Annotated in this window: 25 protein-coding genes and 3 pseudogenes; 13 read left to right on the forward strand and 15 right to left on the reverse strand. The window is 71.7% G+C overall.

Going from position 1 to position 25,571, the window contains the following annotated elements; genetic code table 11:
• Nucleotides 1–658 precede the first annotated feature (658 nt).
• Nucleotides 659–1,702 (reverse strand): substrate-binding domain-containing protein, encoded by a 1,044-nt coding sequence (locus ACFZCY_RS05065; protein ID WP_391169528.1) that lies wholly within the window; start codon nt 1,700–1,702, stop codon nt 659–661.
• A gap of 121 nt (nt 1,703–1,823) precedes the next feature.
• Between ACFZCY_RS05065 and ACFZCY_RS05070 the strand changes: the two genes are divergently transcribed.
• The 6 genes and pseudogenes from ACFZCY_RS05070 (at nt 1,824) to ACFZCY_RS05095 (ending at nt 7,413) form a co-directional block, all read left to right on the forward strand.
• Nucleotides 1,824–2,285, forward strand: coding sequence for an endo-1,4-beta-xylanase (locus ACFZCY_RS05070; RefSeq protein ID WP_391169530.1), 462 nt, complete (start codon nt 1,824–1,826; stop codon nt 2,283–2,285).
• A gap of 88 nt (nt 2,286–2,373) precedes the next feature.
• Nucleotides 2,374–3,569, forward strand: a pseudogene (locus tag ACFZCY_RS05075) (RNA-guided endonuclease InsQ/TnpB family protein).
• A gap of 48 nt (nt 3,570–3,617) precedes the next feature.
• Nucleotides 3,618–4,331 (forward strand): annotated as a pseudogene (locus tag ACFZCY_RS05080) (cellulose binding domain-containing protein); the annotation flags it as partial.
• A 178-nt stretch (nt 4,332–4,509) separates the two neighbouring features.
• Nucleotides 4,510–5,046: a sigma-70 family RNA polymerase sigma factor gene (locus ACFZCY_RS05085; RefSeq protein ID WP_391169532.1), complete on the forward strand. Its 537-nt coding sequence runs from the start codon at nt 4,510–4,512 to the stop codon at nt 5,044–5,046.
• A 1-nt stretch (nt 5,047) separates the two neighbouring features.
• A complete protein-coding gene (locus ACFZCY_RS05090) occupies nt 5,048–6,229 on the forward strand; it encodes a CU044_5270 family protein (protein ID WP_391169534.1) in 1,182 nt (393 codons plus the stop codon).
• Nucleotides 6,226–7,413, forward strand: coding sequence for a hypothetical protein (locus ACFZCY_RS05095; RefSeq protein WP_391169536.1), 1,188 nt, complete (start codon nt 6,226–6,228; stop codon nt 7,411–7,413). Before ACFZCY_RS05090 ends, ACFZCY_RS05095 begins: the two co-directional genes overlap by 4 nt.
• On the opposite strand, the gene nirD is transcribed toward ACFZCY_RS05095, so the two are convergent.
• From nirD to ACFZCY_RS05135, 8 genes are all read right to left on the reverse strand, one after another.
• Nucleotides 7,396–7,770, reverse strand: coding sequence for a nitrite reductase small subunit NirD (nirD, locus tag ACFZCY_RS05100; RefSeq protein WP_391169538.1), 375 nt, complete (start codon nt 7,768–7,770; stop codon nt 7,396–7,398). The genes ACFZCY_RS05095 and nirD overlap by 18 nt on opposite strands.
• Nucleotides 7,767–10,391: a nitrite reductase large subunit NirB gene (gene nirB / locus ACFZCY_RS05105; RefSeq protein WP_391169540.1), complete on the reverse strand. Its 2,625-nt coding sequence runs from the start codon at nt 10,389–10,391 to the stop codon at nt 7,767–7,769. Before nirB ends, nirD begins: the two co-directional genes overlap by 4 nt.
• Before the next feature lie 97 nt (nt 10,392–10,488).
• Nucleotides 10,489–11,751: a cytochrome P450 gene (locus tag ACFZCY_RS05110; protein WP_391169542.1), complete on the reverse strand. Its 1,263-nt coding sequence runs from the start codon at nt 11,749–11,751 to the stop codon at nt 10,489–10,491.
• A complete protein-coding gene (locus ACFZCY_RS05115; protein ID WP_391169544.1) occupies nt 11,748–13,049 on the reverse strand; it encodes a cytochrome P450 in 1,302 nt (433 codons plus the stop codon). The genes ACFZCY_RS05110 and ACFZCY_RS05115 overlap by 4 nt, the downstream gene beginning before the upstream one ends.
• The gene (locus ACFZCY_RS05120; RefSeq protein WP_391169546.1) at nt 13,046–13,774 is read right to left on the reverse strand and encodes an ATP/GTP-binding protein; all 729 of its coding nucleotides are present in this window, start codon (nt 13,772–13,774) and stop codon (nt 13,046–13,048) included. Before ACFZCY_RS05120 ends, ACFZCY_RS05115 begins: the two co-directional genes overlap by 4 nt.
• On the reverse strand, nt 13,758–14,117 hold the full coding sequence (locus tag ACFZCY_RS05125) for a DUF742 domain-containing protein (protein ID WP_391169548.1): 360 nt from the start codon (nt 14,115–14,117) through the stop codon (nt 13,758–13,760). The genes ACFZCY_RS05120 and ACFZCY_RS05125 overlap by 17 nt, the downstream gene beginning before the upstream one ends.
• Entirely contained in the window at nt 14,114–14,557 is a 444-nt protein-coding gene (locus ACFZCY_RS05130) for a roadblock/LC7 domain-containing protein (protein ID WP_391169551.1), read from the reverse strand. Before ACFZCY_RS05130 ends, ACFZCY_RS05125 begins: the two co-directional genes overlap by 4 nt.
• Nucleotides 14,557–15,873, reverse strand: a complete 1,317-nt coding sequence (locus ACFZCY_RS05135; protein ID WP_391169553.1) for an ATP-binding protein — start codon at nt 15,871–15,873, stop codon at nt 14,557–14,559. Before ACFZCY_RS05135 ends, ACFZCY_RS05130 begins: the two co-directional genes overlap by 1 nt.
• Nucleotides 15,874–16,088: 215 nt before the next feature.
• Here ACFZCY_RS05135 and ACFZCY_RS05140 point away from each other — a divergent pair, with 215 nt between their 5' ends.
• Complete coding sequence (locus ACFZCY_RS05140) at nt 16,089–16,871, forward strand: TSUP family transporter (protein ID WP_391169555.1); 783 nt, start codon at nt 16,089–16,091, stop codon at nt 16,869–16,871.
• On the opposite strand, the gene ACFZCY_RS05145 is transcribed toward ACFZCY_RS05140, so the two are convergent.
• Complete coding sequence (locus ACFZCY_RS05145) at nt 16,840–17,727, reverse strand: methyltransferase domain-containing protein (protein WP_391169557.1); 888 nt, start codon at nt 17,725–17,727, stop codon at nt 16,840–16,842. The genes ACFZCY_RS05140 and ACFZCY_RS05145 overlap by 32 nt on opposite strands.
• A gap of 144 nt (nt 17,728–17,871) precedes the next feature.
• On the opposite strand from ACFZCY_RS05145, the gene ACFZCY_RS05150 reads away from it, so the two are divergent.
• Nucleotides 17,872–18,492 (forward strand): TetR family transcriptional regulator, encoded by a 621-nt coding sequence (locus ACFZCY_RS05150; RefSeq protein ID WP_391169559.1) that lies wholly within the window; start codon nt 17,872–17,874, stop codon nt 18,490–18,492.
• Between the two features lie 30 nt (nt 18,493–18,522).
• Here ACFZCY_RS05150 and ACFZCY_RS05155 read toward each other — a convergent pair whose 3' ends face one another.
• Together ACFZCY_RS05155 and ACFZCY_RS05160 are read right to left on the reverse strand one after the other, a co-directional pair.
• Entirely contained in the window at nt 18,523–18,726 is a 204-nt protein-coding gene (locus ACFZCY_RS05155; protein ID WP_391169561.1) for a hypothetical protein, read from the reverse strand.
• Nucleotides 18,723–19,145: an ATP-binding protein gene (locus tag ACFZCY_RS05160; protein ID WP_391169563.1), complete on the reverse strand. Its 423-nt coding sequence runs from the start codon at nt 19,143–19,145 to the stop codon at nt 18,723–18,725. Before ACFZCY_RS05160 ends, ACFZCY_RS05155 begins: the two co-directional genes overlap by 4 nt.
• Before the next feature lie 427 nt (nt 19,146–19,572).
• Between ACFZCY_RS05160 and ACFZCY_RS05165 the strand changes: the two genes are divergently transcribed.
• Together ACFZCY_RS05165 and ACFZCY_RS05170 are read left to right on the forward strand one after the other, a co-directional pair.
• Nucleotides 19,573–20,562, forward strand: coding sequence for an XRE family transcriptional regulator (locus tag ACFZCY_RS05165; protein ID WP_391169565.1), 990 nt, complete (start codon nt 19,573–19,575; stop codon nt 20,560–20,562).
• Nucleotides 20,547–21,086 carry a GNAT family N-acetyltransferase gene (locus tag ACFZCY_RS05170; protein WP_391169567.1) on the forward strand — a complete coding sequence of 180 codons (540 nt, stop codon included), beginning with the start codon at nt 20,547–20,549 and terminating at the stop codon, nt 21,084–21,086. Before ACFZCY_RS05165 ends, ACFZCY_RS05170 begins: the two co-directional genes overlap by 16 nt.
• Nucleotides 21,087–21,174: 88 nt before the next feature.
• Here the strand turns inward: ACFZCY_RS05170 and ACFZCY_RS05175 are convergent.
• A pseudogene (locus tag ACFZCY_RS05175) lies at nt 21,175–21,610 on the reverse strand (glyoxalase).
• Between the two features lie 36 nt (nt 21,611–21,646).
• Between ACFZCY_RS05175 and ACFZCY_RS05180 the strand changes: the two are divergent.
• A complete protein-coding gene (locus ACFZCY_RS05180; RefSeq protein ID WP_391169569.1) occupies nt 21,647–22,291 on the forward strand; it encodes a 1,4-alpha-glucan branching protein in 645 nt (214 codons plus the stop codon).
• On the opposite strand, the gene ACFZCY_RS05185 is transcribed toward ACFZCY_RS05180, so the two are convergent.
• Complete coding sequence (locus ACFZCY_RS05185; protein WP_391169571.1) at nt 22,272–23,438, reverse strand: GDSL-type esterase/lipase family protein; 1,167 nt, start codon at nt 23,436–23,438, stop codon at nt 22,272–22,274. The two genes, ACFZCY_RS05180 and ACFZCY_RS05185, sit on opposite strands and share 20 nt — an antisense overlap.
• Before the next feature lie 176 nt (nt 23,439–23,614).
• Between ACFZCY_RS05185 and ACFZCY_RS05190 the strand changes: the two genes are divergently transcribed.
• The gene (locus tag ACFZCY_RS05190) at nt 23,615–24,253 is read left to right on the forward strand and encodes a TIGR04222 domain-containing membrane protein (RefSeq protein WP_391169573.1); all 639 of its coding nucleotides are present in this window, start codon (nt 23,615–23,617) and stop codon (nt 24,251–24,253) included.
• A 53-nt stretch (nt 24,254–24,306) separates the two neighbouring features.
• Nucleotides 24,307–25,191, forward strand: coding sequence for a hypothetical protein (locus tag ACFZCY_RS05195; RefSeq protein ID WP_391169575.1), 885 nt, complete (start codon nt 24,307–24,309; stop codon nt 25,189–25,191).
• A 12-nt stretch (nt 25,192–25,203) separates the two neighbouring features.
• Here the strand turns inward: ACFZCY_RS05195 and ACFZCY_RS05200 are convergent, their stop codons facing one another.
• Nucleotides 25,204–25,554 (reverse strand): hypothetical protein, encoded by a 351-nt coding sequence (locus tag ACFZCY_RS05200; RefSeq protein ID WP_391169577.1) that lies wholly within the window; start codon nt 25,552–25,554, stop codon nt 25,204–25,206.
• Between the last annotated feature and the right edge of the window lie 17 nt (nt 25,555–25,571).

A 25,571-nucleotide genomic window follows, 5' to 3' on the forward strand; every position in this document is an offset into this window, starting at 1 on the left:
CTACGGGGGAGCCGGGCTGTCCACCGGGATGGGCGCGCTGCAGCCCTGCCCGGGCCCTGCCGCGGGGGACCCTGGCGCGCAGCCCCCTGTCCTGCGCCCGGCCCGGGTCTGTGCGGCCCCCGCTACGGGGGAGCCGGGCTGTCCACCGGGATGGGCGCGCTGCAGCCCTGCCCGGGCCCTGCCGCGGGGGACCCTGGCGCGCAGCCCCCTGTCCTGCCCCCGGCCCGGGTCTGTGCGGCCCCCGCTACGGGGGAGCCGGGCTGCCTACCGGGATGGGCGCGCTGCAGCCCTGCCCGGGCCCTGCCGCGGGGGTCCTGGGGTGCAGCCTCCTGTCCGGCCCCCGCCCGGGCCCCTGCCTCCCGGGTCTCTGCAGGGGGTGCGTCTCAGGCCTCGCTGCGGGGTCCGTCCTCGAGCCTTGTCGGGCTCCCGGGCCGGGGTTGCGACACGAACCCCGGCCAGGGCTCTGCCGGGGCCCCTGCGTGGGCTCTGCCTCAGGCCCTGAACTGCCGGCGCCCGCCGGGCTCGGGGCCGGATCCGGGCGGAGGGCCCGCCGCCCCGCCGGGTGTCCGGCCCGCCGCGAGCGAGGCCGGCGGAGCCGTCCGCCCGGGGCCAGGGTCCGGGGCGGAGCCCCGGGTTCGGGGAGGGGCGGGGTGGGGAATCAACCGGCGGTCGGTGGGGCGGTGCTGGCGCGGACCATCAGCTGGGTCGCCAGCTCCACGCGGGGCGAGTCGATCTCCTCGCCCCGGGCCTGCCGCAGCACCGTGCGGGCCGCCAGCTTGCCCATGTCAGCCAGGGGCTGGCGCACCGTCGTCAGGGGTGGGGCGGACCAGCGGACCTCGGGGAGGTCGTCGAAGCCGACCACGCTCACATCCTCCGGCACCCGCAGTCCCCGCCTCCGCAGGGCCTCGATGGCGCCCAGGGCCATCTGGTCGCTGGAGGCGAAGACGGCGGTGGGCGGGGTGGGGGAGGCCATGAGCTGGTCGCAGCCGTGGAAACCGGATTCGTGGTAGAAGTCCCCCTGTGCGACAAGAGCCTGATCGAACGGAACACCCGCCGCCTCCAGGGCCGCCCGGTGCCCGTCCAGCCGCGCCCGGCTGCACAGCAGCCGGGGCGGGCCCGCGATGAGGCCGATCCTGCGGTGTCCGAGGCCCAGCAGGTGTTCGGTGGCGGCCATGCCGCCCGCCCAGTTGGTCGCGCCGATGGTCGGGGCGTCGAGGGCGGGGGAGCCCGCCGGGTCGACGACCACGATGGGGACGTTCAGGCGCCGCAGCTCGGCGTGGACCACCGGCTCCAGGACGGACGTCACCAGGATCACCCCGTCCGAGGCGCGGGCCCGCAGGTTCTTCAGCCACTGCCGGGCCGAGCCCGCCCGCCCGTGGATGGCGGAGACGACCGTACCGACCCCGTCCTGGTGCGCGATCTCCTCCACTCCGCGGATGATCTCCACGGCCCAGGGGCTGTCGAGGTCGTTGAAGACCAGGTCGACGAGGGCGGCGCGGTCGCCGGGGGCGGTGTGGCGGCGGCGGTAGCCGTGGAGGCGTAGCAGGTCCTCGACCCGGGCCCGGGTCTCGGGGGAGACGTCCGACCGTCCGTTGACGACCCGCGAGACCGTGGGGACGGACACCCCGGCCTCCTGGGCGATGGCGGTGATCGTCACCTTCGGCTTGGTGCCGCCGTCGGGGCCCGCGCTCTCCGTAGCCATTTCCGCCTCCTCCGTTGACGGGCATCACGCCCGCCTCTAACTTTCCGGTCGCACCCTCGGAACCTTGCAGAAGTCTTCCGGAAAACCGGATCAGACGTGAAGAGAAGAGAGGGACCCTCCCATGAAGCTCCAGCTCCTGAGCTTACGCAGAGCCCACGCCACCGCACTGGCGGCGGTTTCCGCGGCGCTCGCCTTCGGCCTCGCCGCCCCGGCCGACGCCCACGCCGCCAACCCCACGCTGCGCGAAGTCGCCGCCCGCACCGGCCGTTTCGTCGGCACGGCCGTCAACGACGGACGGCTCGGCGACGGCACCTACGCGAACATCGCCAAGAGCGAGTTCTCCAGTGTGACCGCCGAGAACGCCATGAAGTGGGGCTCGGTCGAGCCGAACCGCGGCCAGTTCAACTGGGCCGCCGCCGACCGCCTCGTCTCGTTCGCCCAGGCCAACAGCCAGAAGGTGTACGGCCACCACACCTTGGTCTGGCACAGCCAGATGCCGAACTGGCTGGCCAACGGCTCGTTCTCCAACACCGAGCTGCGCACCATCATGACCAACCACGTCACCACCCAGGTCGCCCGCTAGCAGGGAAAACGAATCGCCGCCACGGCGATTCGTCTTCCAGCCCGACTGGCCACAGAATGTCACAAGTTGTTGTGCTAGTTTGTGAGCTATGGCCGGTTACGTGAAGCGAGCGTACAAGTACCGCTTCTATCCGACGGATGCGCAGGCAGGGGAGCTGTCGCGCACCTTCGGCTGCGTGCGCAAGGTCTACAACCTCGCTCTTGCGGCGCGGACCGAGGGGTGGACCTTGCGCCAGGAGCGGGTCAACTACAACGCCACCTCGGCCATGCTGACGGCGTGAAGAAGTCCGAGGAGCTGGCGTTCCTCAACGGGGTTTCTTCCGTGCCGCTCCAGCAGTGCCTTCGGCATTTGCAGGGCGCGTTCGTCAGCTTCTGGGAGAAGCGGGGCAGGTATCCGCGCTTCAAAACGAAGAAGAAGTCCCGCCGCTCGGCCGAGTACACCTCTTCCGCGTTCCGTTTCCGTGCCGGGAAGCTGACCCTGGCGAAGATGAAGGACCCGCTGGACATCGTGTGGTCCCGCCCGCTTCCGGAGGGCGCGGAGCCGTCCACGGTGACCGTCTCGCAGGACAGTGCGGGCCGCTGGTTTGTGTCGGTGCTGGTCGAGGACTCGTCCGTGAAGCCGCTTTCGGTCACCGGTACGGCGGTTGGTGTGGACGCGGGTCTTGGCCACCTGCTGACCCTGTCGACCGGAGAGAAGATCGCCAACCCGAGGCATGAGCGCCGTGACCGTGCCCGGCTGGCCAGGGCTCAACGGGAGCTTTCCCGCAAGGACAAGGGCGAGGGAGCGAACCGGGCCAAGGCGCGACGGAAGGTCGCCAGGATCCACGCCCGCATCGCCGATCGCAGGCGTGACCACCTGCACAAGGTCACTACTCGGCTCGTTCGTGAGAACCAAACGATCGTGATCGAGGATCTGACCGTGCGGAGTCTGTTGAAGAATCCCACGCTGGCCCGCGCCATCTCGGATGCGGCGTGGACGCAGTTCCGCATGATGCTTGAGTACAAGGCCCAGTGGTACGGACGTGAGGTGATCGCCGTCGACCGCTGGTTCCCCAGCTCGAAGCTGTGCTCCGTCTGCGGCGCCTTGCGGGACAGGATGCCGCTGAACGTCCGGATCTGGACGTGCGTCTGCGGCGCCACGCACGACCGCGACGTGAACGCGGCACGCAACCTTAAGTCGGCCGGGCTGGCCGTGTCTGTCTGTGGAGCCGGTGTAAGACCTCAACGGAGCACTCCGGGCGGGCAGTCGGCGACGAAGCAGAAAACCTCACGGCGCAAGCTGTGAGGATCCCCCTCGTTCAAGGGGGGAGAAGTCAACAACGACTACAACACCGGCGTCGGCTTCCAGGGCCATCTGATCCTCGGCCAGGTGCCGTCGACGATGAAGGCCAATCTGCAGCGCTTCGCCGACCTCGGCGTCGACGTGGCCGTCACCGAACTCGACATCCGGATGACGCTCCCGGCCACCGAAGCCAAGCTGGCCCAGCAGAAGGCCGACTACCGGACGGTCACCGACGCCTGCCTGGCCGTCTCCCGCTGCCAGGGCGTCACCGTCTGGGGCTTCACCGACTCCGACTCCTGGATCCCGGACGTCTTCGACGGCCAGGGCGCCGCTACCCCGTACGACGAGGGCTACCGGCCCAAACCCGCCTACTACGGCATCGCCGAATCCCTCGGCTGGACCGGCGACGGCGGCGACCCCGGCGACCCCGGTCCCGACCCCACGACCGGCTGCACGGTCGGCTACACCGTCACCAGCCAGTGGAACACCGGCTTCACCGCGAACGTCACCGTCAAGAACACCGGATCGAGCCCGGTCAACGGCTGGCAGGTGGCCTGGGCCTACCCCTCGGGCCAGCGGGTGACGTCCGCGTGGAACGCCACCGTCACCCAGTCCGGCGCCCAGGTGACGGCCGCGAACGCCCCGTACAACGCCACGATCGGGGCCGGTGGCTCGGTGTCGTTCGGCTTCAACGGCACCTGGTCCGGCGCCAACGCCGCGCCCGCCGCGTTCACCCTCAACGGCGCGGCCTGCACCACGGGCTGAGGGCCCCGCTGTCCGCCTGGGCGGCCCGGACGGGACGCCGTCCCGCCGTCCAGGCGATCGCGCCTGAAAAACGCGCCTGAAAGATGCGCCTGAAAGATGCGCCTGAAAAAACGTGCCTGTAAGAAATCGCGGCTCCCCGCCATTCCCAGGTGAGAGAGCCAAGATGAGGAGACGGCGCGTGACCGACGCCCAACGCTTCCGGGACCTGTACGAGGAGTGCCACCCCCGTGTGCTGGCCTACGCCGCCGGCCTGGTGGGACGGCAGGTCGGTGAGGACATCACCAGCGAGACCTTCACCGTCGCCTGGCGCCGGATGCGGGACATTCCCACGCCGCCGCTGCCATGGCTGCTCGGCGTGGCCCGCAATCTGACCCGTGAGCTGCGGCGCCGCGACGGCAGGCAGTACGCGCTGGCCGCCGAGGAGGCGCAGCGCCTGATCACCTCGGGCGCCCGGGTCGGCGACGTGGCCGCCGATGTGACCGAACGCGCGGCGGCGCTGCAGGCTCTGGCGGGGCTGTCCGCCGCCGACCGTGAGCTGCTGACGCTGGTCGCCTGGCACGGGCTGGGCCCGAAACAGGCCGCTCGCGTCCTCGGCTGTACCACCGCCACCTTCTCGGTCCGGCTGCACCGGGCCCGGCGGCGGCTGGAGCGGGCCGTGGACGCGGTCGGGTTCTCTCGCGACGCCCACCCGAAAGCAACAGTGAAGGAGCACTGACATGGCACGCATGCGGCCCGATGTCATGAAGACGCTGGCGGACGCGCGGCCCCCGGAGCTGGACCCGGACCAGCTGGCCGGTTCCGCACGCGCCCGGCACGACCTGATCACCATCCTGGCCAGTGCGCCCGAGGTGCCGGAAACCCGCCGCTCCGCACGGCCGTTCACCTGGCGCTGGGCGCTGCCCGTCGCGGTGGCGGCGGCGGTGGCGGCCGGGGTGGTCGTGGCGGCCCTGCCCCAGGGCACCCAGGGCGTGGACGGCCCCCGGGCCACCGCCGGGCCCGGGACCGACGGCCCCCGGCACACCCCCGAGAACGGCCGTCTCGCGTTGCTGAACGTGGCCGCCCGGGCGGATCGTCCCGCCGAGGAAGGCACGTACTGGCAGACCACCACACGATCGGCCTGGACCGGCGTCGTCGAGCACTCCGGGCAGACCTTCGCGGTCGTCGACTCCGAGCGGGGGCAGCGGTCCGTCGGGGTACGGACCGGCACGGAGAGCCTGGAGATCAGGGGGCTCGACGCCGCCGTCGAACCCCGCACCGCCCGGGACCGGGAGCGCTGGCGGGCCGCCGGGCTGCCGAAGGAGGTGACGCTCGCCGCCGAGGAGGGCGGCGGCAAGCTGGCGCTGCGGATGGAGAACCGGGGCAGGAAGCGGCCGACGGTGGACCGGACCAACCTCGGTGACGAGATCGCCGCTCTCGGAGCGCGCAATGTGACCTACGCGGACCTGCGGAAACTCCCCGGCGACGCCGCGAAGCTGAAGGAGTCGCTGGCGGATCTGTACACGGAGGACGGCGGGAGCGAGATCGAGGACCGCACCGAGTGGATGTGGCAGCAGGCGGCCGGGCTGATCACCCTGCCGGTGAAGCCCGGGGTCCGGGCCGCCGCGTACCGCGTCATCGCGGGTCTGCCGGGCATCCGGTCGCTCGGCGAGGTGACCGACCCGCTGGGCCGCAAGGGGGTCGGCTTCGCCCTGCCCGCGATCGAGGGGCCCATGTACGGGGCCGTGCGGTCGGAGCTGATCGTGGACCCGGCGACCGGCGCCCTGCTGGCCGACCGGCAGACGCTGACCAAGCCGAACGCGAAGGCCGCCGAGGCGGGGCTCACGGCGGGCACGGTGGTCAACTACACCGCGACGGTGAAGGCGGAGTGGACGGACCGGCAGCTGAAGGCTGCCCGGTGACCGGCCGGACCGGCACGCGCAGCAGATGGCTGCGCACGGCGGTCGCGGTGTGCGCGGTCGCGCTCGGCACCCTCGGCGCCCTCGGCACCCCGGCGAACGCCGCGCCGGGCGCCGCCACCCCGTGGAAGCTGCGGACGCCGCTGAGCGAGACCGCCTCGCGGGAGTTCTGGGACGTCGCCTCGACCGGCGCCGGGGACGCCTGGACCGTGGGCCGGACGACGGACGGCCCCGCCGGGTCCACCCCGCTGATCAGGCACTGGAACGGCACCGCGTGGACGGACGTGCCCGCCGCCTCCACCGGTGGCAGGGCCGCGCGGCTGGAGGAGGTCGCCGCCTCCGCGCCCGACGACGCCTGGGCGGCCGGCACGCTGGACGACAACACCTCCCTCGTGCTCCAGCACTGGGACGGGAAGCGGTGGAACAAGACCGACCACCCCGCCGCGCCCGAGGGGTCGCTCGGCTTCGTCGCCGACATCGCCACTTTCGGCAAGAAGGCCGCCTGGCTGACCGGCTTCACCTGGGATCCGGACAGCGGCGCCGACACCGGCTACCTGGAGCGCTGGACCGGCTCCGCATGGCAGAAGGTGTCGCTCCCCGCCGCACCCGGCGGCGGGGACGTGCGCCCCTCGGAGATCACCGGCACCGGCCCGGACGACGTCTGGGTCACCGCCGACGCCGTCACCGGCACGGTGTCCGCACCGCTGCTGTACCACTGGAACGGCAGCGGCTGGACGGTCCGCGAGGTGCCCACCCCCACCGGGTCGCCGACCGGCTGGACGTCCGGCCACGCCGTGGCCACCGGCCGTAACTCGGTCTACCTGGTCGGCAAGACCAACGAGGACAGGCCCGCGGCCACCATGGCCACCCGCTGGACGGGCAGCGGCTGGCAGTCGCTGCCCGCGCTCCCCGTCGAGGAGGCGAACGCCCTGGGCGCGGACGGTGCCGGGCGGCTGTGGATCGCCGGCTGGACCCCGGGCGACCCCCACTCCGTGCTGTCCCGCTGGACCGGTACCGCATGGGCGACCGAGAAGCTGCCGGCCGACGTCACCGGGAAGAGCGAGATGTCCTCGGTGCTCGGTATCGCGGGCGTCCCCGGGACGAAGGGCGTGTTCGCCGCGGGGACGGCCGGTTGCGCGAGCGATCCCGTCCAGTGCGGGATGCTGGTCTCACGCGACCTGCGCTGACACCACGTCACTGGTCCGTGTGGCGTAGGCCTGGACGGTGACCGTCTCATCGTCCAGGCACCGCCCCGTCTCCAGGTCGAAGCGCTGCTTGAGCAGCGGCGAGGCCACGAACGGCCGCCCGTCCGCCGAGCCCAGCAGCCCCCGGGAGAGGACGTACGCGCCGGTGAACGGATCGCGGTTGTCGATCGCGTACGGGCGGCCCGCCCGGTCCAGGAAGACCGCCACCTGGCTGCCGTCCGGCAGCAGGGCGGCCACGCCGCGGCCCGGGATGAGGTCGGTGAGGTCGCAGACCGCGAACCACCGCTGGTCGATGAGGAGTTCCACGCGGAGGTCGATCCGCTCGGGCGCCATGGTCATCGGCTCGAGGTCCCTTCGAGAGTGCGTGCGGTACGGACGGGGATGTTGGGGCCGGACAGCAGCGTCAGGTCCGGCTTGACCTGGTCGCGCTCGGGGACGAAGGCGACCGTCGGGTCGGGTGATTCGGGCGCGTTGACGAAGGAGACGAACCGCCGCAGCCGCTCCGGGTCGTTGATGGTCTCGGCCCATTCGTCGCGGTAGCCCGCCACATGGTCGGCCATCAGCGCCTCCAGTTCGGCGCACAGCCCCAGCGAGTCGTGGACCACCACGTCCCGTACGTGGTCCAGGCCGCCCTCGATGCGCTCCAGCCAGGCCGAGGTGCGCTCCAGCCGGTCGGCGGTGCGGATGTAGAACATCAGGAAGCGGTCGATGAGCCGGATCAGCTCCTCGTCGTTCAGGTCCTGGGCGAGCAGATCGGCGTGGCGCGGCTCGGCGCCGCCGTTGCCGCCGACGTACAGGTTCCAGCCGGCCGCGGTGGCGATGACGCCGAAGTCCTTGCCGCGCGCCTCGGCGCATTCGCGGGCGCAGCCGGAGACGGCCGACTTCAGCTTGTGCGGGGAGCGCAGGCCCCGGTAGCGCAACTCCAGGTCGATGGCCATGCGCACCGAGTCCTGGACGCCGTAGCGGCACCAGGTCTGGCCCACGCAGGACTTCACGGTGCGCAGCGCCTTGCCGTACGCGTGCCCGGACTCGAACCCGGCGTCCACCAGCTTGGCCCAGATCACCGGGAGCTGGTCGACCCGGGCGCCGAACAGGTCGATCCGCTGACCGCCGGTGATCTTCGTGTAGAGGCCGAAGTCCCGGGCGATCTCGCCGATCACGATCAGCTTTTCGGGGGTGATCTCACCGCCGGGGATGCGGGGCACGATCGAATACGACCCGTTGCGCTGGAGGTTGGCCAGGAAGTGGTCGTTGGTGTCCTGGAGGGCGGCCTGTTCACCGTCCAGGACGTAGCCGCTGGCGCCCAGCGTCGGGGCGAGCGAGGCGATGATCGAGCCGACGGCCGGCTTGCACACCTCGCAGCCGTCGCCGCTGCGCGCCTCCTCGCGGCCGTGGCCCTCCAGCAGCTGCGCGTAGGTGGTGATGCGCAGGGTGCGGACGATCTCGTACAGCTCGGCGCGGGTGTACCCGAAGCAGCCGCACAGCCCCTTGTCGACGCTGATCCCGCTCGCCTCCAGCTCGTCGTTGACGAGCGTGGTGAGCGTCTTGACGCAGCTTCCGCAGCCGGTGCCCGCCTTGGTGCACTTCTTCACCTCGGGCACGGTGGCGCACTCGTGATCGGTGACCGCCGAACGGATCGAGCCCTTGGTGACGTTGTGGCAGCTGCAGATGACCGCGTCGTCCGGGAGCGCGGACGGGCCGAGCGCGGCGGGCGCGCCCAGCCCCGCGGGCAGCACCAGCTGCTCGGGGGCGACGGGCGGCACGGAACCGGTCAGCGGCCGCAGCATCCCGTACGACTCGGCGTCGCCGACCAGCACCCCGCCGAGCAGTTCGCCGCCCGCGCCGATCACCAGCTTCTTGTAGACGCCCGCGCGGGCGTCGGAGTAGACGACGTCGAGACAGCCGTCGGCGCTGCCGTGGGCGTCGCCGAAGGACGCCACGTCCACGCCGAGCAGCTTGAGCTTGGTGGAGGTGTCGGCGCCGGTGAAGCCCTCGCAGCTCACCGCGGCCAGGTCGTCGGCGACGGTCTGCGCCATCTCGTACCCGGGTGCGACCAGCCCGTACACCCGCCCGTCGGCGGCCAGCGCGCATTCGCCGATCGCGTACACCGCCGGATCGCTGGTGCGGCACCGCTCGTCGACCGTGATGCCGCCGCGCTCGCCGACGTCCAGCCCGCAGTCGCGGGCGAGCTGGTCGCGCGGGCGCACCCCGGCCGAGAAGATCACCAGGTCGGTGTCGATGGACGAGCCGTCCGAGAGCGCCATGGCGGTCACCGCGCCGTTGGAGTCGGCGGTGATCTCCTTGCCGCCGACACCGGTGTGCACGATCAGCCCCATGTCCTCGACGGTGCGGCGCAGCGCGGCGCCGCCGCCCTCGTCCACCTGGAGCGCCATCAGCCGCGCGTTGAACTCCACGATGTGCGTGGTCAGCCCGAGCCCCTTGAGCGCGCCCGCCGCCTCCAGGCCGAGCAGCCCGCCGCCGACCACGGTGCCGGTCGCCCGGTCCTTGGCGTACTCCTCGATCGCGAGCAGATCCTCGACCGTGCGGTAGACGAAGCAGCCCGCGCTGTCCTTGCCGGGCACCGGCGGCACGAACGGGTACGAGCCGGTGGCCAGCACGAGCGTGTCGTACGTGACGGTGAGCCCGGAGCGCGCGGTGACCGTGCGCGCCGCCCGGTCGATGGCCTCGGCCGGGTCGCCGAGGTGCAGCTCGATGCCGTGCCGCTCCATGAAGCCGTCCTCGACCATGGACAGATCGTCCGCGGTCCGGCCGGAGAAGTACGAGGTCAGCTGCACCCGGTCGTACGCGGGCCGGGGCTCCTCGCACAGCACCACGACCCGGGCGCGGCTCGTCACACCCCGGTCGGCCAGGGCCTCCAGGAAGCGCTGGCCGACCATGCCGTGCCCGACGAGCACGATCGTGGGGGTGGCAGTCTTGGTCTTCGGTGCGCTCTTCGTCATGCCAGGAAGCGTGCGGGAGCGCTGTTTCCCGACCGCATCATCATCGTTTCCCGGACGCAACGCTGCCCTCAGCGCGCCGCCCCGGTGGCTGTGAGCCCTACCCGAGCGTGATCGGCAGCTTCTGCGGGCTGTTGCCGACGAAGCTCCGGTGCGGCACGAGCTGATCGTCCGGGACCGCCAGGTCGAGGCCGGGGAAGCGGGTGAAGAGCCCTTCGAGCGCGATCACGGCCTCCATCCGGGCCAGCGGGGCGCCCAGGCAGAAGTGGGCGCCGTGGCCGAAGGACAGATGCCGCGCCGCCCGGGTCACGACGAAGCGGTCCGCGTCCGGCCCGTACTCCCGCTCGTCGCGCCCGGCGGAGGTGTACGAGGCGAGCACGGGCGTGCCCTTCGGGATCACCGCGTCGCCGACGGGCAGGTCCCGGGTCGGGTAGCGGAACGGGAAGTGGCTCACCGGGCTGTCGTACCGCAGGGTCTCCTCGACCACATCGTCCCAGGTCGCGGCCCCGGAGCGGACCAGCTCCAGCTGGTCGCGGTGGTTGCACAGCGCCCGTACGGCGTTGGTGATCAGATTGAGGGTGGTCTCGTGCCCGGCGATGATCGTCAGGAGCAGGGTGCCGATCAGCTCCTCCTCGCTGAGCCGGTCCCCGTCCTCCGCCCGTGTCGCGATGAGCGCGCTGGTCAGGTCGTCCCCCGGGTCCTTTATCCGGGCCGCGGCCACCTGGCCGAGGATGGCCACCATCTCGCGGTTGGCCTCCGGGACCCGCTCGGGGGCGGTGGCGGTGGAGACGATCTCGTTGGACAGCTCGTGCAGCCGGTCCTGGTACGCCTCGTCGACGCCCAGCAGCCGGGAGATCACGCTCATCGGCAGCGGCAGCGCGAAGTGGCGGCGCAGATCCGCCACCCCGTCCGGGTCCGCGGCGGCGGCCTCGGCCAGCCGGTCCAGCAGCGTGCCGGTCAGCTCGTGGACGACCGGGCGCAGCGCCTCCATCCGGCGCGGCGTGAACGCCCGGGTCACCAGGGACCGCAGCCGCTTGTGGTCGTCGCCGTCGGCGGTGGTCATGCCCCGCACGGTGGCGAAGGTCAGCATCGGCCAGCCGGCCGGGATCTCACCGCTCCGCAGGGCGGCGAAGTGGCAGGCGTTCTTGGCCACGTCGGGGTGGGTGAGGAAGGACTTCAGCTCCTCGTGCCGGGTGACGGCGTACGCCGGTACGTCACCGGGCAGCAGGACCGGGACCGCCGCCCCGCGTGCGCGTAACCCGGTGTTGACCGCGTGCTGGTCGTCGGGGGCCAGCCGGTGCGGCGCGGGGCCGTCGTGCGGTACGGGGGTGTCGTGCGGTACGGGGCAGCGGCCGTCGGTCATCTGCGGTCTCCTGGAGGCGAGTCGGGCGCGGGGGGCCACTGGTGGGGCGATGGCGGGGCCGGGGCGTCGGCGGCGAGCTGCGGTGCGGAGAACCGCACGGGCAGCTTGGCCAGCCCCTTGGACCAGGGCGAGGTGATCCACGGAAGCTGCTCCTCCGGCACCGCGATCTCCAGATCGGGCAGCCGGTGGCGGAGCGTGTCCACGGCGGTACGGGTGATCAGCCGGGCCGGATCCTGCGCCGGGCAGGTGTGCGGGCCCGCGCCGAACGCGAGGTGCGAGCGGTTGCCGACCACCGGGCGGCCGTCCTCCGGCAGCACCTCCGGATCGGCGTTCGCCCCGGCCAGCCCCAGGATCAGCATGTCCCCGGCACGGATGTTCTGCCCGCCGAGGCGCAGATCGCGGGTGGCGTAGCGGCCGGGGAAGTTCTGGGTCGGCGGCTGGCGCCACAGCACCAGGTCCAGCGCGTCGTCCACGGTGAGATGGCCGCGGGTCAGCGAGGAGCGGAACGCGGGATCGGTGAGCAGGATCTGCGTGGTGGAGGCGATCCAGTTCACGGTGGTGTTGTTTCCCGCGACGATGATCACCACCAGGTTGTGCAGCACTTCCTCGTCGCTCAGCCCGACCGGGTGCTCCAGCAGCCAGGAGGTGAGATCCGCGCCCGGCCGCTGCTTCTTCCAGGCGATCAGCTCCAGCAGGATGCGGCCCATCCGCTTGTTGGCGCCGGTGGCGGCCACGGTCGGGGCGACGATCGTGGTCAGCGTCTCGACCAGCCGCGGCCCGCTCTCCTCGTCAAGCCCCAGCAGCTCGGTGACCACCTGCAGCGGCAGGACGCGCGCGTACTGCGCCACCAGGTCGGCCCGGTGCTGATCGGCGAACCCGGCGACCAGCCGCTCCGCGGTGGCCCGCACCGTACGGATCAGCTCGTGCCCGTTCACCCGGCCCAGCGCGTCGGCCACCGCCGAACGCATCCGGCGGTGCTGCACACCGTCCGCGAACAGCAGCGCGGGCCGCCAGCCCACCAGCGGCATCAGCGGCGAATCGGCCGGCACCCGGCCGTCGCGCAGCGGGGTCCAGCGGCGCGGATCGTGCGAGAAGTACTGCTCGTCACGGGTGAGATGGAGCAGCTCGCGGTGGCCGATGACGAGCCACGCCTCGATCCCGGGCGCGATCTCGACCGGCACCACATTGCCGTGGTCGCGGCGCATCCGCTCGTACAGCTCGGTCAGCGGCCCGTCCAGCGCCGTCCCGTGCAGCGGCACCCGCTGCATCGCCGTACCGGCCGCGCCCGCCGCCGTCATGTCGCCTCCGTGACGGACTCGATGAGATGGCTCACCAGCGAGATCAGCGCCTTGACCGACGACCTGTGCTCGCGCGCGTCACAGATGACCAGCGGGGTGTGGGGGAGCAGATCGAGCGCCGAGCGCAGATCGTCCTCGCTGTGCAGCACGCTGTCCGGGAAGGAGTTGACGGCCACCGAGAACGGAACGTCCAGGTCCTCCAGATGGCCGATGGCGTCGAAGGACGCCTCCAGATCGCGGGTGTCGACCAGCGCGAGCGCGCCCAGGGCGCCACGCGCCAGGTCCTTCCACGCGGGCAGGAAACGCTGCTGGCCGGGGGTGCCGAAGAGGTACAGGACCAACTCGCCGCCCAGCGTGATCCGCCCGAAGTCCAGCGCGACGGTGGTGGTGGACTTCGTCGGCCGCACCGGCGTGTCCAGCCGGGCGCCCGCCCGGCTCATGGTCGCCTCGGTGGACAGCGGCTTGATCTCCGAGACCGTGCCGATCAGCGTGGTCTTGCCGACCCCCATCGGCCCGACGACCAGGATCTTCGCCGCGCCGGACACGCTGGACTGCACGTACATGACCGTCGCGTCGTCCATGTCGTCCGCGCTCTCCGCGGTGTCCGTGCCGTTCATGCCGTGGGTGTCATCCATGTCGTCGTCCACGCCGTTCGCGCCCTCCACACCGTTCGCGCCGTCCGTGCGGCCGGTGTCGGGCATCGAGATCTCAGAGCTTGCTTTCAAGCCCATCGAGCACCTTCCTCAGCAAGTCCATATCGGCGCGCTCGGCCACCCGGATGGGCGGGCGCGCCACGATGTGCCCCCAGTCGATGAGATCGGCGAGCAGCACCTGCACCACGGCCGGTGGCTGACCGAGGTGAGCGGCGACCTCCGCCACCGACAGCAGCCCCTCACAGCGGCGGACGATCCGCCGGTACTCGGGCTGAAGGGTCGGGGGCAGGGCGCTTCCGGAGGCCTGCACCAGCGTCTCCAGCGGCAGAGCATCCCGTGAGGAACCCGCACGCCCGCGTGTGATCACGTACGGGCGCACCGCGGCCGTGGTTCGTTCCTCCCCGGGCTCGGTCATGGCGCGGTGATCTGCTCCCGTGGCCGGCTGCTCAGATGGGCGCCGATTCTCGCCACCAGCACTTGCATCTGCTGGGCCACCAGGCCGACATCCGCCTCCGTGCCGGTGGCCACCCCCAGCGAGGCGCCCTGACCGGCCGAGGTGAACAGTACGAAGCCGCCGTCCGACTCGATCATCAGCTGTCTCACCCCCGCCTCCTCGCCGAAGAGCAGCGACACCGTGGACTGGCTGGTCACCGTCAGCGCCGCGCAGGCCGCGGCCAGCGACTCGGCCTCGGCGACGCCCAGTTCGGAGACCTCTCCCGTCAGTCCCTCGGCGGAGCCGTGCCCCATGCGCAGACCGTCCTCCGAGACGACGACGGCGTGCCGCACCCCCGGAATCTGGGTCAAAGGACGCAGCATCCATCCAACGTCGGGCAGCCTGGATATGGTTCCGGCCACTACCGGCCTCCTTCTCGGTCCTCGTGATCTTCTCGGTCCCGGTCCCGGTCGTGATCAGGAACGCGCACCCGATCGGCGTCCGCGGCCTCGGCCCGCCCGCGGCGGGTGCCGGACACCACGCTCGCGATGGAGGCCCGGGCGGCCTCGGGGGTCCACGGGTCGGTGTCCGCGGCGGCTTGTGGGACGTCCTCGGCGCCCGGGGCGGCCGTACGCGGGGTCGTAGGCGGGGTCGTACGGCGCCGGTTGCGGCGCTGCGGAAGGCCGCCGCCGCCCGCCGCCGCGGGGGCGTCCCTCGCCGTGGCCGGATCCGCGTCGGCGGGCTCCGCCATCACCGGCTCGATGACCACCGGCTCGGCGTCCGTCTCCGGGGCGCTGTCCACCGGCTCGGTCAGCAGCCGGTGCGGTACGAAGACCACGACCCGGGTCCCGCCGTACGCCGAGGCGGTCGACAGCTCGACGCCGAAGCCCAGCTCCCGCGACCAGCGCCCCACACAGGCGAGCCCCAGCCGTGGGACCGCTCCCAGCTGGGCCAGGTCCAGACCCTCGCGCAGCTGTCCGGTGGCCTGTTCCAGGACGTCCGGCGGCATTCCGAGCCCCGCGTCGTCGATCTCGATGACCGCGCCCGCCGCCACCTCCCGGACGGAGACGGCCACCTGGGTGCGGGACGGGGAGAACACCGTCGCGTTCTCCAGCAGTTCGGCGACCGCGTGCATCAGCCCTTCGACGGCCGGTGCCACCGCGTACAGCGTCTGCCCGCCGTGCACCTCCACCCGCCCGAACTCCACGATCCGCGACTGTGCGCCGCGCACGCAGTCGAAGAGCGTCACCGGCCGGGTCTCCCGCCGGGCGGGCCAGATCCCGCACATCACCAGCAGGGTCTGCGCCTTGCGGGTCATCTGCGCGGCGGCGTGGTCGGCCTTCATCACCTCGGCCATCAGCCGCGCGTCGGCCACATGCTGCTCCAGGCCGTCGAGGACCTGCTGCTGCACGGTCGACATGGCGTGCATGTTCCGGGCCACGGACTCGAACGAGGCCTGGACGGAGTCGCGCAGCATCCGCTCCCGGCGGGCCGCCTCGTCCAGTTCCGTCCGTACGGCCGCCAGCCGGGCGATCTCCTCGGCGCGCTCGGCGGCGCGCGCCCGCTCCCGCTCGGCGGTCGCGCGTTCCTGCTCGGCGACGGCCCGCTCCCGCTCCGTCGCCGCCCGGGCCCGGGCGAGGGCTCTGCGCAGTCTGGAGACCCACATCAGCCCCAGGAGCAACACCAGCACCACAACGACGGACAAGGCCACGATGACGGCCACCGTCCCCGATAGCACTTAGGACACCTCCATCCGGGACACGGCCATGAACCGGGCAGATACTACTCATCAACTGATCAGTTGCGTCTGGTAGTTGCCAAACTCTCACCCGTGACGGATCACGCCTTCACAGCGGCCCGAACATGCGGTAAACGCGGCCCCATCGGGCCCCCTCGGGCCCCCGGCCAGCCCTCCCGCCGGACCCGCCAGGCGCGGCCCATAGGCTCCTGACCATGCCTGATATACCGCTGACGACGTTGCTCCTGCTCTGTCTGGCCGCCGGGGCGGCCGGCTGGATCGACGCCGTGGTGGGAGGCGGGGGACTGCTGCTGCTCCCCGCCCTGCTGGTCGGGCTGCCGGGCTTCCAGCCCACGTACATCCTCGGCACCAACAAGGCGATCGCCATCTGCGGTACGGCGGGCGCCGCCGTCACGTACACCCGCAAGGCCCCGGTGGATGTCCGGATCGCGGTACGCATCGGCGTCGCGGCCGCCATCGGCTCCCTCGCCGGTGCCTCCCTCGCCTCCGGCATCGACGGCGCCGTCCTGCGCCCGCTCATCATGGTCGTCCTGCTGGCGGTCCTCGCGTTCGTCCTCCTCCGCCCCGCCTTCGGCACCGCCCCCGCCCTCACCGGCCCGCTGTCCCGCCACCGCGTGCTCGCCGCGGTGCTGGGCGTGGGCCTCGGCATCGGCTTCTACGACGGCCTGATCGGCCCGGGCACCGGCACCTTCCTGGTCATCGCCCTGGCCGCGACGCTGGGGACGGACCTGGTCACGTCCTCGGCCACCGCGAAGGTCGTCAACGTCTGCACGAACGTGGGCGCCCTGGTCACCTTCGGCTCCCAGGGCACGGTGCTGTGGGGCCTGGCCGCGCTCCTGGCCTGTTTCAACCTGGCGGGCGGCATGGTGGGCGCGCGCATGGCCCTGAAGCGGGGCAGCGGCTTCGTCCGCGGAATCCTGGTGCTGGTCGTGGTCTCCCTGGTGATCAAGCTGGGCTACGACCAGTGGCTGTCCTGACCGGGTCCGGCGACTTCGGGCGGTTGGCGGTGAACAGCCAGGCAGGGGTGCGCAGTCGCACCGCGCGGTCCTCCTCGTAGGGGCGGAGAATGTCGGTGAGTGCCTGGCGGGCGCGGTCCCGGCTCTCCGGTCCGACCTGGCTGGTCAGATGGCGCCCGGGGCCGGAGGCCAGCAGAAAGGCGGCCGCGTCGGCTGCGTCCCGCCCCCACGTCCCGTAGGCGTCCACGCGCACGGCCTCGATGTGCTCGAAGCCGGCGGCGGACAGTATCGCGCCGGTGCGGTCCGGGTCCGCCAGGGCGAACATTCCCGGGCTTCCGGGTGCGCCGAACTCTCCGACGGGCAGGATGCCGCGCAGTGCGGCGACGGCCTGGAGCCAGTCGTTGCCTTCGGCCCCGGCCGCGCAGATGTACGCCGCGCGGCCACCGGGCCGCAAGGCGCGCCGGATGTTGGTGAACGCGGCGACGGGGTCGGCGAAGAACATCACTCCGAAGCGGCTGATCGCGACGTCGAACGCTCCTGGCTCGAAGGCGTAGGTCTGGGCGTCTCCTTGTTCGAAGATCACGTTGGGGATGTCTTCTCGCCGCGCGGTCTCGTGGGCGCGCGCCAGCATGGGTGCCGACAGATCCAGGCCCAGAGCTTGGCCGTTTCGGGCTCGGTGCGCGGCCAGGCGGGTGGTGCACCCGGTCCCGCAGCCGATGTCCAGGACGAGGTCGTGCTCCTGGATCGCGGCGGCGGCGAGCAGGGGTTCGTTGAAGCCGTCGTTCACGGCGTCCCACCGATCCTGGTTTCGGGCCCAGTGGTCGCCCTCGTACCCGTTCCACGCCTGAGCCTGGTCGGCGTTGACGATGTGTCGCATGTTCGGGGCCTCCTGCGGGACGTGGTGCTTTGCCAGAACTAGTATGGGCGCTTGCCCATACAGTATGGGCAAGCGCCCATACTGGCGATCGGTTATGCGCCGGAGTGGGCCGCGATGCCATATGCCCCATCCCAGGAGAGGCCCATGTCCCCGCGTGGAGTAGCGATCCCCGACCTTCGCGAGCGGCTCTTCGACGCCGCGGAGCAGGTCCTGGCCCGCGAGGGCCCGGCCGCTCTGACCAGCAGAGCCATCACCGGCGAGGCGGGCTGCGCCAAGGGACTGCTGCACGCGCATTTCGACGGCCTGGACGAATTCGTCGCCGAGCTGGTCCTGGATCGGTTCGCCCGCACCGCACGACAGGCCGGTGGACTCCCCGCGCGAGCAGGTCAGGCCACCGTGGCGGACAACCTCGTCACGGTCGCGCTTGCACTCCTGAACTCCCTGGACCCAGCCGTCGCCGGCCTGGCCATGACCCGCCCCGCCGCCTCCCTCCGGATTCGCCGGGCCCTGGAGGCCGGTGCACCGGGCTTCACCGCGATCCAGAACGCGATCACCACCTACCTGGACGCCGAACGGCGGCTCGGACGCCTCCCGGACGGCACCGACACCGCCTCGGTCGCCCTCGCCCTCGTCGGAACCGTCCACCACCTCCTCATGACCAGCTGGGCGGGCGGCCCGGACCCCCGTGCACAGACGGAGCGACTGGTCGCCCTGCTCGTCGGCGCCACCCCCGGCGGCTCATCGGCTTCTCCGGTCACGCGGTAGAAAGGGGCAAGCTCCCCTCCGTGGCGAGGTTCACAACCGGCCCTGGTGATCGGGTTCGAGCTGGAGCGGTACGGTCACCGTCAGCCGCTCGGGGTTCTCGGAGGTCCACTCCCTGCCCCCGGCAAGCGCCCGCAGGATGTACGTCCGGCCCCCTCGTACGTCCGAGACGATCGCGTCCCGGCCGGTGTCCTCGTCGTGGACCCGGTCGCCCACCCACACCTTCCCGTTCTTCACTCGGCCGCCTCGCACTTCATCTCGGCCCAGACCTGCTTCCCCCAGCGGTACAGCTCCGTTCCCCATCGCTCGGTGAGGGCGTCGACGATCAGCAGGCCACGGCCCCTGGTGTCGTCGCCGTTCGAGTCTGTCCGCAGGAGGGGCACGGACCGGGCCCGGTCCGCGACGCCGAGCCGGATGACGTCCTCGGACGGCCGGGTGATGACGACCCGGATCGACTCCAGCCGGGCGTGGTTGACGGAGTTGGAGACCAACTCGGTGATCACCAGCACGGCGTCCTCGATCAGGTTCTCCTGACCCCAGGCGGCCAGCGCGGTACGCACGAGCCTGCGGGCGGCTTCCGCGCTCTCCGGTACGCGGCGCATCGTCTGTGAATATCCGGGGTGCCCCTTGGGGCGAGGTGTGGCGGTCACGGTCATCAGGACCTCGGTAAGTGCGAAGTGAACGGCCTTGCCCGAGTGAACGACGGCCCGCCGCACGGGAGGAGGAAATGCCGCCCAGATATGCAAACCGCCCAAGCGGAAATTGTCGGCCAACTCACCTCACCGAGGGGGCTTGAGTGGCTACGGTGGGTACATGGAGGGGAACGGACGCCTCAACAGCGCCATGCTCGAGAGCGGGCTCACGCAGAACGAATTGGCCGACGCGGTGAACACTCACCTGCACCGCAACGGTCACGAGGGCACGGTGAGTGACCGGACGGTCCGTCATTGGCTGACCGGAAAAACCGGCTGGCCGCACTCTCGGCAGCGGGCGGCGTTAGAGGCAGTATTCGGATGTACGGCCGAGGAACTGGGATTCGTCCCACCGGCCCGAAAACGCCCCGCCGCAGAACCGGAGGAGCCCGTGAGGCGTAGGCACTTCCTGACCGCAACCACCGGTACGACGGCCGCGGTCGTCGTACCCCTCGTCGCACAGCACTCCGTAGGCACCTCGGACGTGATCCGGCTCCGCTCCGGCTTGGACGACCTGGTGGCGCTGGACGCCGCACGGGGAGGGCACGACGAGCTGGAGCGCACGGCCCTCGCCGGGGCGGCCGAGGCGCTGGAGAAGCAGCAGTTGGGTGCCTCCCAGCGCATCCGTCAGAGGCTGTTCGGCGTGGCCGCCGACTACACGTGCAGGGCAGCCTGGTCCGCCATCGACGACAAGCGCACCGAACGGGCCCGGGGCCTGCTGGACCGGGCGCTCTGTCTGGCCGGGATGGCCAAGGACTCCGTCGTCGAGCTGGAAGCCTGGAACATGTACTCCGTTCTCGCCCACCATCGTGGTGAGTACACCGAGGCCGTCGACTCCGGCTATGCGGCGCAGGCGACGGCCATCGCCCGACGGGACCCGTTCTACGGCTCTCTGGCGCACGCCCGGACGGCGCTCGCCCACGCCAAGCTTGGCGACCGTCAGGCCGCCTTACGTTCCCTCGGATGCGCCCAGGAGGCCCTGGGCAAGGCGTCCCTGGATGATCCCCGCCCGAGCTGGACCGCCTTCTACGGACCTGGCGAGCTGATGGCCCTCACGGCCATCGTCCGGGATGAGATCGGCGAACCCGCGGAGGCCGAGGCCGCCTCCCACCAGGCCCTGGCGGGTATCCCCAAGGAGTTCCGCCGCAACCGCGCCCTGGCCACCGCGCGGCTCGCCCTGACCCAGCTCCACCAGCGCGACATCGACCAGGCGTGCGCGACCGCCTCCACCGTCTTTGAGCTGATGACCGGGCACCCGATCCCCGGACGCATGCGCTCTCTTCTCGGCGATTACTACCGCGACCTGATCACTCTCGCCCCTGACGCGAGCGTTGCCCGGGAGTGGGGCGACCGCTACCGAACCGAATGGAGCCGAGCTTGAGCGCCGCCGATCTGGACGTCCGCCACTTCACCCACGCCGATCTCCCGGAGATCCGCCAGACGCTGATCGATCTGCACAACGACGCCTATGCGGACGCGATGGATGACGAGTTCAATCAGCGTTTCCCCTGGTTCGTGGACCACTGGGGCGGCCGTCCGGGGTTCGCCTGCGTGATCGCGTACGACGGCGACGAGGCCGTGGGTTTCGCCTACGGCGCCCCGGGCACCCCCGGTCGCGAGTGGTGGCGCGAGCACCTCGACCCGGCGCCGGAGAGGGACCTGACCTTCTCGTACTCCGAGCTGGCCGTGACCCCGAAGTGGCGGAAGCAGGGCGTGTCCGAACGACTGACCCGCGCGCTGCTGGACAAGCGCGCCGAGGATCTCGTCGTCCTGCTCGTGGACGTCGAGCACCCCCGGGTGCAGGTCCTGTACGAGTCCTGGGGCTTCCGGAAGGTGGGCGAACAACAGCCCTTCCCGGACTCCCCGGTCTTCGCCGTCATGCTCGCGGAACTCCCGCTGAGCTGAGGCATCCGAGCCCGGTGTGGCTCGCGTCATCACTCAGCGGCTGACACAAGAGCTGAGTGGCCGGCTGGGTGATGAGGCAGCAGGCCCGTCAGCAAGCGCGGACGGGTTCAAGGAATTCCAGCCGGTTGCCCAGCTTGTCGAACGTGTAGAAGCGGTCGTGTCCGGGGAAGTCGTCATCCCAGGTGACGCTGATTCCCTTGTCTTCCAGCCGCTTGGCGAGCTCATGGATCGAGGTCACAAGGATGCCTGGATGCGCCTTCCTGTTCGGGTGGAAGTCCTCTTCGACGCCCAGGTGAACCTCCAGGCCCCCACCCCGGAACCAGCACCCTCCGCGAGCTGCCAGCACGGGCGGCTTCTCGAGTTCTGTCATACCGAGAACGCCTCCCCAGAATTCACGGCAGCGGTCTTCCGCACCCGGGGGGGATCGCAAGCTGGACATGGTGCAGGCCCGATATCGGTGCCCGTGGAGCGCCTCCGCCGCGGCCGGGGGATCGGGATGCCGGACCCCGGCTGATGGCTGTCATGGGGAACACCACGCCGTCGGGGAGGGTTCACGAGGCATGGCTGTCATCCACAAAACCACCATGCGCCCCACCAAGCTGGAGCTTCTGACGCCCTGGCTTCCCCGCCAGCCGTGGTACCTCGGCGCGGGCCGTGAGCCGGAGCTGTCCAGGGTCGGGGGCTTCCGGCTCGATGACCCGCAGGGTGAGGTGGGGATCGAGTTCATGGTGGTCAGGGACGATTCCGGGGACCGCCCCGTCTGGTATCACCTGCCGCTCAGCTACCGCGCCGCCCCGCTCGCCGGGGCCGAACAGGCCCTCGTCGGCACGTCGGAGCACGGGGTGCTGGGGCGGCGGTGGGTGTACGACGGGACCCATGACCCGGTCCTCGTCGCCCAGCTGTTCGCGCTCCTCCAGGGCCGCGCCGAGCCGCAGATGCAGAGCGTGTCCGACACCCCCGACCCGTCCGTCGCCGTCCAGGCGGCCGACGTTCCGGACGCGGTGGGCGCCGCGTCCGTCACCAACGGGCCGGACGGCACCCGCCTCGCGGTGGCGGAGGGGCGGCTGACCCTCGACGTGACGCGCGTCCTCGAAGCGGACCGGCGGGCGCCCGAGGCGCAGGGGCAGGTCACCGCCCCGTGGCGGCTGCCGGACGGCGGCGAGAGCCGGGGCGTGTTCGCCGTCCTCACCCAAGCGCGGCGGTAAAGGGACCGCCGGTGCCGAACGCTGCGTCGGCGAAGCGTTCGCCGATGCGGCGGTGGGCGGCCGCGTCCGGGTGCAGTTGGTCGGGCAGCGGCAGCTCGGCGAAGTCGGCCTCGCCATAGAGGTCGCGTCCGTCCAGGTAGTGAAGGTGGGGGTCGTCGGCGGCCCGCTGCCGCACGATGCGGGCCAGCTCGTCCCGTACGACGGTGAGCGTCAGCTTCCCCGCCGCGCGCTCCGCGGGGTCGCCCGTGGCCCGGAACTGGAGCCTCCCCTCGATGAGACGGGTGAAGTCCGGGGCGCTCGGGCCGGGGGTGTCCTCGTGGATGGGGCAGTACGTGGCGGAGACGACCAGCAGCGGCGTGGTCGGGTGCCCCTCGCGGAGGGTGTCGAGGAAGCCGTGCACCGCCGGGCCGAAGGCGCGCAGCCGCATCAGATCGGCGTTGACCAGATTGATGCCGATCTTGACGCTGATCAGATCCGCCGGAGTGTCCCGCATCGCGCGGGCGGTGAACGGGTCGAGCAGGGCGCTGCCGCCCAGCCCGAGGTTGATCAGCTCCACGCCGCCCAGTGAGGCGGCCAGCGCGGGCCAGGTCGTACTGGGGCTCTCGGCGTCGGAGCCGTGGCTGAGGGAACTGCCGTGGTGCAGCCACACCCTGCGGCCCCCGTCCGGCACGGCCTCGACGGCGGCGTCCGTGCGCAGGGCGACCAGCTCAGTGATCTCGTTGTACGGCAACCAGATCTCGACGTCCTTCATGCGGTCGGGCAGCCCGGAGAACCGTACGGTGCCGACCGGACCCGGCGCGGTGTCCACCGCCCCGGTGGTCATGTCCATCGTCCGGACCTTGCCGCCGGTCACACTGGCCCGCCCCGCCAAATGGCCGTCGATACGCAGGTCGTACACCCCGTCCGGGCGGGGCGGGGCGCCCCGGTAGGCCATCTTGGTGCGGAGCGCGTCCAGCTCGACGGCGGTGGCCCGGGTACGGAACACCAGCCGCACGCCGGACGGCTGGGCCTCAGCCATGGCCAACTGCCCATCGGCGCACTGCGCGCGGGCCCGGGCGGGCAGCCGGTGCGGCAGCAGCCCGTGCGCGGTGCGCTCCAGATCGAGGGCGCCGCGCAGGAGTTCAGGGGTGATGGGGGTGGTCGTCATCTCAGTCTGTCGCTGGGGCATAAGTGATTATGTATTTGCCTAACAGCTTTAGGCAAATGAGCCGAGGGTGGTGAACTTCAAATCTCCCTCTGAACTGGTGTGATCACGGTTCGTCACCTCACTGCCCGGACAAAACTGACGACAAGGAATCAGTTGGGATGGAAGGGGGCATTCCGATGAAGCTCATTTTCCGGCGCACCACCGATCCCGCACCGCGGACGCTGGATCTCTACGACGTCGCCTATCTGGCCGGCGGGCCGCGGCGCATGATGGAAGTCGCCCTCGTCGCGCTGCACGAGCGCGGCATCGTGCGGATCCGCAGTTCCCGTGTGCACACCCTGGACGGAGCCGGTGACCCTGACGGTCACCCCTTCGAGCACGCGGTGGCCGAGCTGTGCCGATACGTCTCCCGGCGCACGCGACACCTGCTGGAAGCCATCGAGACCGGGCCCGAGGTGGAGGAGATCGAACGCCGCATGGTCTCCTGCGGCCTGCTCACCCCCAGGCGCCTGCGCCTCACCCGTGCGGGCAAGTGGCATCTGGGGGCGGCCGAGCGGAGCGGCGCGTTCCCCGGGCACGTCTTCGAGGGCCCCGCCGCCCTGCCGAAGGGTGCGCTGCGCCGTAACGTCAGCGAGGGGATCCCGTCGGCCCCCGGCCTCACCCGCCGTCTGCTCCACCTGGGCGGGGCTCTCGACTCGGACAATGACGGGATCATGGACCTCGGCGGCGGCCACCACTCCTGCGGTGGCGGCCACCACTCCTGCGGCGGCGGCCACCACTCCTGCGGCGGCGGTGGCGGGGGCGGCAGCGACTGAAGTAGGTAGGGGTGCTCAGGTGCCCGGTGCGGGCGTCCTGACATGATCGAGGCGTGAAGGCCACGGGGAAACGATGGACGCATCTCGCCCTGTATCTGGGGCTGGTGTGGGCGGCCGGGGCACTGGTGGTGCCGCGCGCCTACCGCATCGGCTTCGGTCACGGGCTCGGACTCGACGTGGACCGGCTGCCGGCGGTCGCGATCGGCGCGGCCGCCATGGTCAGCGTGCTCGCGGTGGGCGTGGCCCCGGTGGGCCATGTGGTGCGGCCGTGCCGTACGGCGGGCGGACGGCTCGGCTGGGCCATGACGGTGTTCCTCGGCGGCACGGTCGGGCTCGCGGCGGGCATCGGGGCCTGGCACTCCGGTGCGCTGCACGTGGGCGGGCCCGCTCAGCGCGCCGCGCTGTGCGGGGTGCCGTACGCGCTGGTGGCGGCGCTGTTCATCGCTGGGGTGACGGTCCGCCTGATCTCCGGAGTGGCGGTGCTCGGGGTGGTGGCGTACGGCACGGCCGTCACGCACAAGTCCCAGCAGGAGAAGGAGATGCGGGGCCTGATGTCCGGCACCTCGCTGGCCCGCCAGGAGCTGCTGCTGCCCGACGCGCCCGCCGGATACCGCGTGGACGAGGGCAACGGGAACCTGACGGTCGACGGCTTCCGGGTCCACTACCTCCCGTACGTCCCGAGCGCGGCCGACGTGGCGTTCATGGTGACCCGCGACAGCGGGCGGGGTGGCGACGGCATCACGGAGATGACCCGGCACCTCGGCGGCGGGGGCGTCGAGATGGTCCTGTCGGCGCACCGCGACGGGATGCTGCTCACGGTGACCGCGTACGGCACGAGCGGCCCGGCCGACCGGGACGAACTGCGCCGCATGCTGCGCACCGCACGCCCGGCGAGCGACGCCGAAGTGCTGCGCGCCCTGCGGCGCCCCGCCGCCTGACCGGCGGCGCCCTCACAGCCAGCGCAGCGCGGCCTCCGTGCTGTCGCCGGGGTTGGTGTTGAACGCGATCGCCGCCTGGGGCGCGTGCTGCCGTACCAGGTTCACGACCTTCTCGAACAGCGTCACCAGCTCCGCCGGCTTACGGATGCCGCCTCCGATGACGACGACGTCCCACGGTCGTTCGGCCAGCGCGCCGACGAGCGTGGACTCGGTGGACTCGTCGAGCGGGATCAGCGCCGTGGCGGTGTCGACGCCGCGCTCGCGCAGGCGGGCCATGTCGGTGTCGATGAGGGAGGAAACGGCGGCCGCGTCCGCGCCGGGTGCCAGTTGCGGATCGAGGCCCACAAGGAGAACGGAGGACATGCGGCGATGCTAACTCC

The organism is Streptomyces sp. NPDC007983 (assembly GCF_042958345.1).
Classification (GTDB): Bacteria; Actinomycetota; Actinomycetes; order Streptomycetales; family Streptomycetaceae; genus Streptomyces.